Below are 12,945 nucleotides of genomic sequence, written 5' to 3' on the forward strand. Positions count from 1 at the left end.
AATTGCCGGGGGCCGTTGCCTATTAGCTGTTGCCAGATACCCATTCACCATGTATCCTTGATCAGGACTGACAACTGGCAACAGGCAACTGAAACAGGCCTACAAAGCAAAGCCGCCGGCCGGAGAATTCCGACCGGCGGCCCTGAAAATGCTTGAATACGTTAGGCTATTGGACTGTGAAGCGGAAGGTGTAGAAGCCGGTAGCGCCGCCCTCGGCGGAGCTGGTACGACGAAATTCTACTTTCTCCAATGCGTCGCGGCAGGCGCGGTCCTGGGCTGGCGACACGTTGCCGGAAACTTTAGCAACGGACTCCACTTCGCCTTCCGCATTAATTTTGATCCGGTAGCGTACAAAGCCCGAGTTGTTATCCAACGCCGATACGTTGGGCTTGCTTACCACGGCCCAGCCCGACATTTCTAGGCCACCGCTGCCGGGGCTGCTCCCTTTGCCACCACTGCCAGGCTCACCGGAGTAAGCCGTGCCACCGTATGTGCCGCGGGGGTCGCCTTTATCGCCTACGGTGCCGGGGTTGTCGCCATTGTTGTTGCCGGTGGGTGCATTGCTGGTACCATTTACGCCATTACCGCCGCCATCTGCGCGGTTGGCTTTGGGCGTGAACACGGCCCGCTGATCTACTTTCGGGCGCGGCGGCTCTGGCTTCACCTCTTCTTTTACCGGAGCCGGCTTAGGCGTGGGCGGTACCGTTACGGGGCTTTCTTCGGCCTCGCTGGTCACTACGCGCTCCTGGCTGGGCGGCGTGGGCTCGGGCTGCGCTACTGGCCTAGGCGGCGTAGGATCAGGCTGCGCGGCGGGCGGGCGGCTGTCTTCGCGGTTCTTCGATTCGTTGGCAGGCGCCTGGCTCTGGATGTCGCCGGAGCCCACTTCATCTACGCCGTAGTTTAGTTCTACACCGTCGCCACCCAACGTTTCGAGAGGCGGATCGGGGCCTTTGAAAACAGTAAAGATGAACAGCGCCGCCAGCGCCGCATGAATCAGCACGGTACCTAGCAGGGCTTCGCGCCGATGTTCCTCACGATATTCAGTTGCCATGGATGAAGTAAGTTGCGTAGGCCACCTGGCGCAAAACCAGGTAGCCGGGTGGGCTGTCAAACAATACGCCCCGCTCCGAAAAACGGCAGACGGGGCGTGTTGTACTCTTCTAACGGCAAAGCCGCACATGCTGGTTCAGAGAGCGAAGTGGCCTACACAGTTCTAGGCCACTCTAAAGCCTCTACTTACCCGATGATTGCTGTGCCTGCGTGGCCATGACCATCTTGATTTTCAGACGATTTCCTATTTCCAGGATATCCACCAGCTTCTGCACGTTCAGGGAAGCATCGACGCGCAGCACGGCCGTGGGGCTTTCGAGGCCCTGCACGCGCTGGGCCAGCTCGGTTTCCAGCTGCGCGGGAGCAATGGGCGTACGGTCAATAAAATACTGCCCGCTGGCATCTACCGATACCGTGATGGGCTGCTTCATGGCCTGCTTGCCCGAGCGGGCATTGGGCAGCATGAGCTTGATGACGTTCGGGTTCACCATCGTCGAGACAATCAGGAAGAACAGCATCAGGAAGAACATGATGTCGTTCATCGAGCTGGTCTCGACGTGGGAAGAAAGCTTACGGCGCCGGCTGAGGTCCATGCGGTCGGTGAAGTTGTGAAAGGTGAAGTTGTGATGGGCTAAACGTGAAAGAAGTATCGAGTCAATTCACAAGTTCACCTTTCACAACTTCGCCACTAGTTGTCCTGCAGAATGTCCATGAACTCGATGGCCGAGTTCTCCATGCGAAAGACCATGCGCTCCACCATGATGCTGAGCCAGTGGTAGCCTACGTGGGCCACGATGCCCACAATCAGACCAGCCGCCGAGGTCACCATTTTGGTGTACAGACCACCCGAAATCTGGGCAATACCAAAGTCGCCGGTGGAGCTGATGGCGTAGAAGATCTTGATAACACCGATGATGGTACCCACGAAACCGAGCATGGGCGCGATACCGGCCACAATGCCTAGTACGTTGATGTTTTTCTCGAGGCGGGCAATTTCAATTTTGCCAACGTTCTCGACACTCGTTTCAATTTCCTTGAGCGGCAAACCAATACGACGGATACCTTTCTCGATCATGCGCGCCAGCGGTGTGGAATTCTGAGCGCAGAGCATTTTAGCGCCTTGCAGGTCTCCCTTCACCATTAGGCCCCGGATGCCGGGCATAAACGACTCGGAAACTGCGCCCGCCTTGCGGATGGTGATGTAGCGCTCCAGAATAATATACACCGAAACGAAGAGCAGCAGAAACAGCGGAACCATGATCCAGCCGCCGGCAAAGATCAGGTCGATGAGGGAAAGTCCGGAGGCAGCGTTGGCGGCCGCGTTGGCAGCAGTGGCGGCAGAGTCAGCGGCGGCGGGAGAAGCCGCGGGAGCTGCTGCGGCCCCAGCGGGCACTTGCAGCAGCAAGGTGAGAAGCGTCATGCTAGTAGTTAAGTACCCAAAGTGTATTTCCTAAACGGCGGCGCTGTGCCTGCGCCTCCCGATCGGCCGACGTGCGGTCAGCGTAATCGGCTACGGAGAGCTTATACTGGCGGCTACCGGCCTGGGGCAAAATAACCCGGGCGGGGTGGCCTAGCCGTACGAGGGCCTGACGACCTTTTTCGGCATTGGCCAGACTGGTATAGCTGCCAGCAATGATGTAGTAACGGCCCGTACGGCTTTTAATTGTCGCGGATTCAGCACCAGAAGTTGCATTGGTAGCCGCTGCTTTTTCCCAGCCGGGCACCTTTGTCTTCGCTTTTGCGGCAGATTTAGCCGGTGCTTTCTGCGCACCGGAGGCAACTACAGAAGCCACTACTGGCTTACGAGCAACGGGCTTTGCAACAACTGGTTTCTTGGCAACTGCTACGGTAGGCTTTGCAACAGCAGGCGTAACAGCTGGAGCAGGAGTTTCCAGCATTTCGCGTACCGGATCGGGTGTTGCCGCTGTCATTTCAGAGGCCAAGGCCGCTTGCTGACGTGCCATTACCGGCTGCTGCACTGGTTGCTCATTCTGCGCTACACTTGGCATCGAAATTCGCCAGTTTTCAGGCAGATAGCCCAGCATATCGACGGCCATATAGTTAGCTGACAGCACGAGGCCCGCAATTACAACCATGGCCACCTTGCGGGCGGCGCGGGTTGCCCGCGAAGTACGCGCCGCCGACAGCAGTGGAGCTGGGGCGGGCCGCTCCCGAGCCATCATGGCATCCGTCGCCCGGATAGGTCTAGACACTAGTTCGGGCAGGCCAAAGCTGGCATTTAGCAGATTTTGCGAACCCGTGTACTCAAACTCTAGGCCTCGGCCAGCGGCACGGCGGAATAAGCCAATGCCCCGCAGCTCGGCACGTTGGCCGGTTTCGAGTTCTTCCTGCATCCGCAGCACGGCTTCGCGCACCAGCTGGCGGGCTTGGGCAGTGCTTACGTCCAGGGCCCGGCTCAGGGCATCTACCAGCAGCCCGTCGTTGCGGGTCAGGGACTGGTTGAATGCTACGCGTTTGGCGGGCGGCACCAGGGTATGGCGCACTGGATGAATCCGGGCCGGCTCGTACTCAGCAATCAGCCCCCCGAAATCAGGGATGATGACGCAGTCATGGTCGCGGAGCAGGGTGCGGATATGGTCGGAAAGCTGCATGCGGAAGACGTGCTAGTTTTTTAATGGTAAGCTACTGCAGTCGGCTGATTTACCCAGACAATCAAATGCAAAAGCGGCGAGCGGCCCTAGGCCACACGCCGTATGCATTGGCATACCCTGGGCTTGAGTGGTTATGCAACGAAGCCGAAGCTCCAGCACCACCCCTCAAAGTATCAGCAGATTAGAATTGATAAGTTGCGCCAGCCAGCACGTTGATTCCCTTCACCGGATAGTTTAGGAAACGCTCATACTTGCGGCCCAACAGGTTGTTGCCTAGAGCAAATATGGACAGATTTTCCATAATGCGGTAATCTGCGCGCAGGTTCAGGTCAATAACCGTGTCGGTTGGGCGGACAATTTGAGTATAGGTCGCGGGCGAAGGGCCAGGCGGTACGGAAGGAATTTCCTGACGCTTATAGCTGGCGCCGTAGCTGGAGCTATATGTGTAAAGCTCGGCCCCAAGCAGGAGCTTATCATACATGTTATACGTCCCGAAAAGCGTCGATTGGAAAGCCGGACGATGAAAGGCCTTGGCGAGGGTCTTCACGTTGTAACCGTTATAGTCCGCTTTGAAGCCAATGCGTGTTTTCTCGGCAGCGTTATAGATGATTTCGCCGTGGATATTCAGCAGCTGGGTAGCCTTCTGATCATAGACCAGATCAAACTTGGTGGAGTCGCGCCGGGAGTTGTTGTAGAAGTACAGGTTCCGGTCGTTGCTCAGTGTGGCTTTCGCATTCAGCTGCAGTGCCCGCGCCGGCGTTGACTGGAAGCCAAAGTACAACGTGGGTCCACGGTGCGTGTCGGCTACCCGCTGGTTCGGGGCCAGCCAGGGGTTTTCGGTGGTCAGGTCGTACATCGTCACGCGCTGCAGCGCGCCACCCAAGCCAGCAAATACCAGGAACTTGTCTTCCGTGACGGTATAGCCCACCCGCACGGCCGGGTAGAAATTAGCCTGCTTGGCCGAGCCGATGGTGTCGCCGGTGTAGGCCAGGGTGGCTCCTACGGACACGGCCAGCCGGTCCAGAGTCAGCTCGTAGGCCGGTGTCACCTGCACCAGGGGCCGCTTATAGCTCAGGGAGTCTTTGAAGGAAATGAACGACACGTCGCCATCTACCTTCACCCGGCTCGTCTCGCCTAGCTTGTAGGCAGAGCGCAGCGTGGCGTACACGTTGTTTTCGCGGGCGTTGAAGTTGTCTTTCCAGTAGTTGTAGCCTACTCCGAAATCGTACTGAAAAGCTGCATCAGCGGCGCGGTTGCGGGCATACAGCTTTACGGCGGCGCGGGTAAACGTTTGCTTGAGACTGTCGGTGGGCGGCGGCAGGTTGCGCTCCTGGTCGTAGCCATAGAAGTTGTACCGCTCCCGGCCTACGCTGGCCGTAGCACCCAGCACCAGCGGCCCGCCGTAGGTTTCGCCGTTCAGGCCCAGACTGGTCTGGCTCTGGCCCGAGTTCTTCTTGTCTACAGGGCCATTGGCCGACGAAAGATGGCTGAAATCGAGGCCGTAGCTGGCCCGGTCGTCGCGGTTGTTGTGCAGGTAGGCCTTACCGTAAAGCGTGCCGTAGTTGCCTATGCCGGCCTTCAGGTAGTTGCCCGTAAGCGGGGCCAGATCTTCCTGCCGGATGGTGAGCACGCGCACGGAAGGGTTAAGCTTATCAGCGGGCAACCGGAAATCCGGATAGGTGTAGGCCACCTTTTTATCGCCTTTGGTGGGGGCCTCAATTTTCACCTTCTGAAAGTTGCGGGTGGCCTCGGGCAGCTCGTTTACCCGCTCCTTCACAATCTCAATTTCGGCATCCTCAATCTTGCCTCCCGTCTTCTGGGCCCAGGCGGTTGCCGGGGCGGCGACGGTAAGCAGGGCCGCGGCGGCCAACACTTTCGACGGTTGAAACGTCATAGATTCGGGGGTTCAGGCAGTTGCAAGTCAGACTTTATATCTATCCTTGCAATTAGCTTATTATCAAGTATGTATTTACTTCCAAACAGGCCTAGGCCTCTCCTAATCTTCCTGGCCTACAGGGCCATCGGTGGGGTTAGCCGTTGAGTCAGCCGGAGCGGCATTGGCAGGCTGCAGCGAGCTGCGGACCGGCGTTTTGCTGGCGGCTTTGCCCGTAGCAGGCTTCGTAGTCGGCGTTGTTTTGGGAGCTGGTTTGGCTGGAGCAGTCTTGCCTGGCTGGGCCTTGGTACCGGCCGGTGCCGGCGCGGCGGGAGTCGCCGGATCAGCGGGCAGCTCCGCCAGGCGCTGCTTGGCGCCATCCACGATTTCCTTCACTGGGAATTTGTTGTCGATGATGGAGTTCAAAGTCGCCCGAGCCTGGAAGATTTCGTTCTGGGCTTTGTAGACATCCGAAATCAGCAGGAAAGCGCGGCCCAGCCACACATCATAGTTGGCAAAATCAGCGTTGCTCTTGTAGGCCGCGTCCAGTGCCTCGGGGTATTTCTTCTGCTGATACAGCACGTCGGCCAGCAGGTACTGGGCTTCGGCCCCGCTTTCATCTTTGGCCGTATTGGCGGCCGTAGTGAGCTCCGTAATGGCCTGGTCGAGGTTGCCGGCTTTGTAGCTGGCTTTGCCCAAGTACAGCAGCGCGAGGTTTGGCGCGTTCAGTACGGCGCCGCCCTGGCTTTGCAGTTCCTGCGCCACGCGGCGGGTAGTTTCCAGGTCGCCGGCTTCGTAGGCACTTTTCATCTGGCCGATGCCGGCGTTTGCGACTTCGCGCTTGTTCTGCGACACCTCGCGGAGACGCGTGTAGTACTTGGCGGCTTCCGGATAGTTCTTGTTCTCAAACTCCAGCTCGGCAATCCGGCCTACGGCGCGGTTCACAAACTCGCTCTTGCCCTCTTCTACCACCGCTTTCAGGCGGGGCAGCGCGTCGGCTTTGCGGCCGGTGCGCAAGTAAGAGTCGGCCAGGAAGAATCGGCCATCGGCAGCCAGCACGTTGCTGGGGTACTGTTTAAGGTAGCTCTCCAGACGCGGAATGGCCTGCTCATACTTCTCGGCCAGATACAATGACTTTGCCGCCTCAAACTCTACACTTTCCGTGGCCTTGTTATCGGGGTTTTGCTGCTTGAACTGGGCCAAGGACTGATCAAACTCCTCCGTGCGGCCTAGGGCCGACAGACTTTCCTGCAGGCTGTAAATGGCGCTGCTAGCCGCTTTGGTACGAGGGAATTGATTGAGCACCTGCCGGAAATCAGACACAGCCTTTTCGTGCTGCTCCAGGTTCTGGTAGGCCACTCCCCGCTTCTGCAGCGCCGTCGGAATCAGCGGCGAGTTAGGCCGGTTCTGGATCAGACGCGTGAACCCATCCACCGCCGACTGGAACGAGCCGGCCTCGTAATCGAGTTGGGCTTGCTGATACACGGCATCATCGGCGTAGCGGGAGGTCGGGGCCGTTTTGAGCAGCGTACTCAGGGTGCGGGCTGCTTCCTCACGCTTGCCCATGAGGCCTAGCGTCTGGCCCTTACGGTAGTAGGCGTAGTCCTTATCAGCGGCGTTGGCCTGAATCACCTTGTCGTACTGATCCACGGCCTGCTGGTAGCTCTTGGAAACGTAGTAGGTGTCGCCGAGGCGCAGGGTCACGTCGTAGTAGTTCGGGTCGGTGGGCTTGGCGGAGGCATCCTGCAGCCACGCTTGGAACTGCTGGCGGGCGCGGTCGTACTGTTTGGTATTGTAATAGGCGTAGCCGAGGCCGTAGCGGGCTTTTTGGTCGAAGTCGGTTTCGGTGGCCGAGCCGGTGCGGGCCGTGCGGGCGGCGGCGGTGTAGGCTGTAATGGCAGGCTGATACTGCTGGCCTACGCTGTAGATTTCGCCTTTCAGCACCTGCGCCGCGGCCCGTAAGGCCTCATCCTGCGGGTACTTCAGGCTCTTATCCAACACGGGTAGCGCGTCCTGGTAGCGGTTGTCGTTGTAGAGCGTGGCGGCTTGCAGGTAGGCCACTCGCTGGTAGGTAGCGTTGAGCTTGGAGCTGCGGTCTTCGAGGTTATCGAGGTAGTTGAGGGCCTGCGCGTAGTCGGAGGAGTTCAGGAAACTCTCGCTGAGAATATCGTCGGCGGCCGCCTGATTTTTGGAGCGCGGAAAACGCTTCGGGAAGTCGCGCAGGGCGGCAATAACTTCCTGAGTGTTACCCAGCTCGTAACTCACCTGCGCATACTTCAGCGTAGCGTTTTCGCTAATGTTCTTATCGAAAGTCAGCTTGCGGGCCGCGTCAAACGAGTTCAGGGCCAGCTGCTTCTGGTTGGTTTGCAGGTAGCTCAAGCCGAGGTGGTAAGCCGCGTTCTGGCCTAGCGAGTCGCGACGCGCGGCTACATTCTTCAGGCTGCCAATCGCGCCTTTAAAATCACCCTGCTTGAAATTGGCGTAGCCGATTTTGTACTGCACTTCGGGCTCTATCTTCTTCCGCCCGGCGGCATACTGATCAAAATAGGTAGCCGCCTGCTTGAAGTCCTGCTTCTGGTAGTAGGCATCGCCCACCAGCAGCTGGATCTCGTCGGCGCTCTGGGGCGGGGGCGTCTGCTGCAGGGCCTGCGAGGCGTAGGTAATCAGACCATCGTAGTCGCCCTCCTTGTAGTAAATCTGCGACATGATGGCCGGCACCACGGGGCGGTAGGCATCGTTCTGCTCGGCCACGGCCAGGTCTTTGCGGGCCCCGGCATAGTCGCCGGCCCGGTAGGCCAGGTAGCCGGCGTAGTAGCTGCTGGCGTAGCGGTACTGGTGGCTGCCGGCCTTGTTACGGTCGAACTGCAGCTTGGCCTTGTCGTACTCCTTCTGCGAGAAGTAGCTGTAGCCCAGCTTAAACTCGGCTTCGGCGCGTTGGTCGTCTGAAAGGTTGTCGGGGCCTACCTTCTGCAGGTAGTCGATGGACTTAGCATAGTCCTTCTTATCAAAGTAGAATTTGCCGAGCTGAAAATACGCTTCGGCCGCTTTGGGGTGAGCCGGGTTGGCTTTGGCAAACGCCAGAATGCGGTCCTCAGAATCAGGATGGAATAAATAAAGGCCCGCAACGGCATAGTAGTACTCGGCATCAACGGTGCGGCCGGGGGCCAGCTCGCCGGCGCGGCGCTGAGTGACGTCGAGGTAGCGTTGGAAAGCCTGCTGGGCGGCGCCGTACTTGCCGCGGTCGAAGAGTTCGAGGCCTTCCTGGAAGTGGCGTTCATCAGCGGTGAACACCTGCGTTTGCTGGGCCGAGGCAGCCAAGGGTGCTGCTGCACTAAGGGAGGCGGCCAGCGCCAGGCGAGGGAATAGTTTCATCAGAGAGTATTACGCAGAGAAAGGCCGAAGCCGCCAAGGGCTCCGGGTGCAGCCAAAAGTAACGAAAAGTTCGGCCGAGGTTGCCTGAAACTGGCTTTTTGCGGGTTTTAACGTGCTGCTAGGCCAGTTTGGTGTCAATGCTATCTATTGAATTACGATAAATCAAGCAAGCAATACCCTCCATGCAGCTTTCACTACCCAGACGACGTTACAAATACTTATTATAATATAATTTAATTTATATATTGTTATACTAACTGGCAGCCATTTGAAGTAGAGTGCTTCTCAGTGTCTGTAGAAATACATATTCGTTTTTTTCCACTCCTACTCCCGGCCTATAATGAAGACGTTTACCATTTCCTCAAGCACGTTACTCCTATGGTCTCTGGCTACACTCTTCAGTTGCGACAGTCCGAGCGGCAAACAAAGTGTTACGATGCAAAGCTCTCAACAGGATAGTAGTACCGTTGCAACTATAGATGATTGTCCGAATTCTGATGACTTTGATGCTGATGCCGGTGCACTGTTTGAAAGCATTCAAAAAGCCAAAGGCCTAACTAAAAATCATAGAAATGGCAGGCCACATTTAGCAGGCAATTGCAATAGAGGTCGAGCCTATTACTTTAAAAAAGAAATTGTTCAGACTATCATGGAGCAGGATAGTGCTGTCGGCATCAGGATTTATAACACCCGTGATGGAGGAGATAAAGATGGGGTTATCATTGTGGCAGTCAATAGAAAGGGCAAAGATCTGCTTGGCTCAATTCCTAATAAAGGTGCTTCTATTGCAAAGTTTGCTTCTTATAGAATGGGGGAAACTGACATGAAATGCCCACACAACTGTGACTTAGATAGCCCCCTCAATAAAGATTAATTACAGGATCGCCAGACAACCTTTGCACCTATGAGTAGCTCTTAGTGTAGTCTCTCATCAGCTACATTATGCGTGTTTTTCTCTGGCTTTGCCTGTGTCTTATCCTTCCTTCGTATTCCCTCGCTCAACAACTCTCCCTCACCGGCCGCATCCTCGACGAGCATACTAAGGCGGCTGTTCCCTTCGCTTCCATTGGTATTCGCAGCACCGCGCTGGGTACGGTGGCTGATGCGCTAGGCCACTTCCGCTTCTCCATTCCCGCTAAAAACTCGTCTGACTCTCTGCTGATTTCCTGCGTGGGCTACCAGATGCGCGCCGTGCCGGTGTCAGCATTCCTAGGCCACTCCCCAGATATCAGGCTAGTGCCAGTTGGCGTGCAGCTGGCCGCCGTGACGGTGCGGCCCGGCAAGGTGAAAACCAAAATGTTCGGGCGTACCGGCAGCTCAACGCTCATGGGTGCCAACCTCTACACCGAGCCCAATCTGGTGGATGATGGCCTAGCGAAAGAACAAGGCACCATTCTGTCGATTGATCCGGAATGCTTGCTTCAGGATTTCAACTTTCACGTGGCCTTCAATCGGTTCAAGTCGGTCCGGTTTAGGCTGAATATCTATAGCGTGAAAGGTGGCCTACCCGACCATTCCTTGCTGACGCAGGACATTCAGGTGGAAGTGACGCAGCCGCGCGGTTGGGTAAAAGTAGATTTGCGCCCCTATCATATCTATCTCGAAGGTCATAAGGAAATAGCCGTAACACTGCAATGGCTGCAAAGTGAGGCCATTGAAGGCCAGCAGAAAGCCTTTGGGGTTTCTGCCGTACCGATGCCAGGCCATCAAGTGCTTTCCCGCAATAAAAGCCAGGACCAATGGCGCGTACTGCCATCATCCAATCTTAGCTTCTACCTCACAGCCGATTCTTATCGAAGCACAGGCCACTCAGAGCCCAAGTCCGCCACTAGTGCCGAGTCGCTGCTACCCGATAGTCTGCGCTACCTGCGGTATCTAGCAGCCCAGGTCCCCACCCTTTCTAACCCGCAGCGCTACGGCAATAACCCGGCCGTTGGCCACTATGTGGCGGTAAAGGGCGCCCGGCTCTACTATGAGCGCTACGGCCACGGCGAGCCGCTGCTGCTGCTCCACGGCAACGGCCAGTCTATTGCGGCCTTTCAGGAGCAGATCGGAGAGCTGGCGAAGCATTTTGATGTCATTGCCGTGGATACTCGCGCCCAGGGCAAAAGCCAGGACCAAACCACTACCGATTTCACCTACGACCTGTTTGCCGAGGATATGCGCCAGCTACTGGACTCGTTGCACCTGCGCCACGTGCACGTGCTAGGTTGGAGCGACGGCGGCAACACAGCCTTAAAGCTGGCCCTAAAATACCCCGCTTACGTGAACCGCCTGGCCATCATGGGCGCCAACCTTTTCCCTACACCGCAGGCCATCGAGCCCGATTTTCTGGCCCTGCTGCGCAAACAGCTACAGCATGAATCCGTGGCCAACCCGCCTGACACTAACCGCTTGCGCCTGCTGCGCTTGTTGCTGCAGGAACCTCAGATGAGCTTTCAGGAGCTTCGGAATCTGGCAGCACCTACCTTGGTAATGGCAGGCCAGCACGACCTGGTTCTGGAACCACATACCCGCGCTTTAGCGAAAGCGCTGCCCAACGGTCAGCTAGCTATTTTTTCGGGCGCCACGCATTACGCCCCCCAGGAAGTGCCCACCGACTTCAATAAAGCAGTGCTGCAGTTCCTGCGCAAGCCCTAGGCCACCTGCTGCCCGCGGCAGAACCCAACTGGCCTACAACTGTACCAGCGTCACTTCGTCGCGGGTGAAATCAATGCGGCTCTTTTCTACAGGGCCACGGCACACCACCACGCGCGGCGGTGTTAGTTTACCTTTGCGGCCGGCTTCAATTTCGGCCTCCCCAATGACCTCTACCGTGGTCAAGGCTTCCCCATTTATCCGCAGTTCCCACTTGCCCGGCTTCACAGTGCCCGTAAAGTGGCCTACGAGGAAGGTTTCTTTCGGCGACATCGGGATGATATCGAGAAGTTGGATAGCGGGTGCTGCAGTCATGAAATCAAGAGAAAAGAAATAACAGAAGGGCCGTAGTAGGGCGATAAATCAGGAAGGGTTATCCCTACCGGTTGGTTTACTCTTCAGCCTTTATCCGGGCGTCAAAGCTGAATGCCTCGCGCCCCACTATCTGAATACGCTTGAAATCGGGGTGGCGGCTGTGCAGGATGTAGTTGCTTTCCTGCGGCACAATGGACGAAGGCACCCGCAGCACCGCCGAACTGCGCTGGGTGTACCAGGCGGCTCCCAAGGGCTGGCACACGGCGTAGCGGCTGGCCTTTTCCCAGTTCGGGGGCAACCGGCCTAGGGCAATTTCTTCCACCAACAGGTCATCCGGCACGTCAATCACCAACACCCGAAATTGGTCGTTGAGGCCTTCTCCACTCCTATGCACTACATTTTCTAGGCAGGCGAGGGCGCGGGAAGAAGCCGCGTATATCACGAACTGATTCTGATAATTCCAGCGCCCCCGGTAGCCTGAGGCAAATAGGTCGTCGGCGTACTTTGCCAGGCAGATACGGTATACCAGCATAGGCCTACGACAGGTCGCCGTAGGCAATACGGGTCAGCTCTTCGGTCACCAAGTCTATGCCGCCGCTGGTTTCCAGCAGGCGGAGTGGCACTTCCTGGTCGAGGCCGTGGGCGGGCTTATCCAGCCAGCGCAGAAACGCCGGCGCTTCGCCGAATACCTCCAGGCCCAGGTTGTAGAGGCTGATGATTTTCAGTGTCTTCTCGCTGCTGGCGGCACTGAGGGTTTTCTTCTCCTGCGAGTACGTCCGAAGGGTTTTTGTGGAAAGCTCGTAAATGGCTTCCAGCTCATTGGCCTGCAGATGAAAGGCTTCTGCCACTTCAAACGCCGCCGCAGCGGGCACCCCTTTGCGGGCTTCCATTACCAAGGCAAATGCATCCTGCCCAGCCTGTCCCCACGCCGCCCACTTCTTACGGAGTGCGGCAGGCATACTAGCGGTAGTTTTCGGGTGTTGAGCAGTGGCAGCCATAGGTGTGGTAGTTTGACAAATCGAACTTAAGGAAATTTTTCCTGATAACGAGGAAATTTTTCCTTTGGTTCTACTTCTCCTTGACTGT

Annotated in this window: 11 protein-coding genes; 2 read left to right on the plus strand and 9 right to left on the minus strand. The window is 57.1% G+C overall.

All coding sequences use genetic code 11. From position 1 onward, the window contains the following. Positions 1-166: 166 nt before the first annotated feature. From CFT68_RS04005 to CFT68_RS04030, 6 genes are all read right to left on the minus strand, one after another. Positions 167-1,051 carry an energy transducer TonB gene (locus CFT68_RS04005; RefSeq protein WP_088842124.1) on the minus strand — a complete coding sequence of 295 codons (885 nt, stop codon included), beginning with the start codon at positions 1,049-1,051 and terminating at the stop codon, positions 167-169. Between the two features lie 181 nt (positions 1,052-1,232). Next, positions 1,233-1,643 (minus strand): ExbD/TolR family protein, encoded by a 411-nt coding sequence (locus CFT68_RS04010; RefSeq protein ID WP_088842125.1) that lies wholly within the window; start codon positions 1,641-1,643, stop codon positions 1,233-1,235. 95 nt (positions 1,644-1,738) lie between these two features. Then, positions 1,739-2,470 carry a MotA/TolQ/ExbB proton channel family protein gene (locus CFT68_RS04015; protein ID WP_088842126.1) on the minus strand — a complete coding sequence of 244 codons (732 nt, stop codon included), beginning with the start codon at positions 2,468-2,470 and terminating at the stop codon, positions 1,739-1,741. Position 2,471: 1 nt separating this feature from the next. Then, positions 2,472-3,662 (minus strand): HU domain-containing protein, encoded by a 1,191-nt coding sequence (locus CFT68_RS04020; protein WP_088842127.1) that lies wholly within the window; start codon positions 3,660-3,662, stop codon positions 2,472-2,474. 181 nt (positions 3,663-3,843) lie between these two features. Next, a complete protein-coding gene (locus tag CFT68_RS04025; protein ID WP_088842128.1) occupies positions 3,844-5,556 on the minus strand; it encodes a TonB-dependent receptor in 1,713 nt (570 codons plus the stop codon). Positions 5,557-5,658: 102 nt separating this feature from the next. Then, positions 5,659-8,907, minus strand: coding sequence for a tetratricopeptide repeat protein (locus tag CFT68_RS04030; RefSeq protein ID WP_088842129.1), 3,249 nt, complete (start codon positions 8,905-8,907; stop codon positions 5,659-5,661). Positions 8,908-9,343: 436 nt separating this feature from the next. Between CFT68_RS04030 and CFT68_RS04035 the strand changes: the two genes are divergently transcribed. Then, positions 9,344-9,781 carry a hypothetical protein gene (locus tag CFT68_RS04035; RefSeq protein WP_141106432.1) on the plus strand — a complete coding sequence of 146 codons (438 nt, stop codon included), beginning with the start codon at positions 9,344-9,346 and terminating at the stop codon, positions 9,779-9,781. A gap of 68 nt (positions 9,782-9,849) precedes the next feature. Continuing rightward, entirely contained in the window at positions 9,850-11,547 is a 1,698-nt protein-coding gene (locus tag CFT68_RS04040) for an alpha/beta fold hydrolase (protein WP_088842131.1), read from the plus strand. 33 nt (positions 11,548-11,580) lie between these two features. Here the strand turns inward: CFT68_RS04040 and CFT68_RS04045 are convergent, their stop codons facing one another. The 3 genes from CFT68_RS04045 to parS form a co-directional block, all read right to left on the minus strand. Continuing rightward, positions 11,581-11,859, minus strand: a complete 279-nt coding sequence (locus tag CFT68_RS04045) for a hypothetical protein (RefSeq protein WP_141106433.1) — start codon at positions 11,857-11,859, stop codon at positions 11,581-11,583. A gap of 76 nt (positions 11,860-11,935) precedes the next feature. Further along, complete coding sequence (locus CFT68_RS04050) at positions 11,936-12,391, minus strand: RES family NAD+ phosphorylase (protein ID WP_088842133.1); 456 nt, start codon at positions 12,389-12,391, stop codon at positions 11,936-11,938. A 4-nt stretch (positions 12,392-12,395) separates the two neighbouring features. Next, positions 12,396-12,818, minus strand: coding sequence for a type II RES/Xre toxin-antitoxin system antitoxin (gene parS / locus CFT68_RS04055; protein WP_088842134.1), 423 nt, complete (start codon positions 12,816-12,818; stop codon positions 12,396-12,398). Between the last annotated feature and the right edge of the window lie 127 nt (positions 12,819-12,945).

Source organism: Hymenobacter gelipurpurascens, assembly GCF_900187375.1.
Lineage (GTDB): Bacteria > Bacteroidota > Bacteroidia > Cytophagales > Hymenobacteraceae > Hymenobacter > Hymenobacter gelipurpurascens.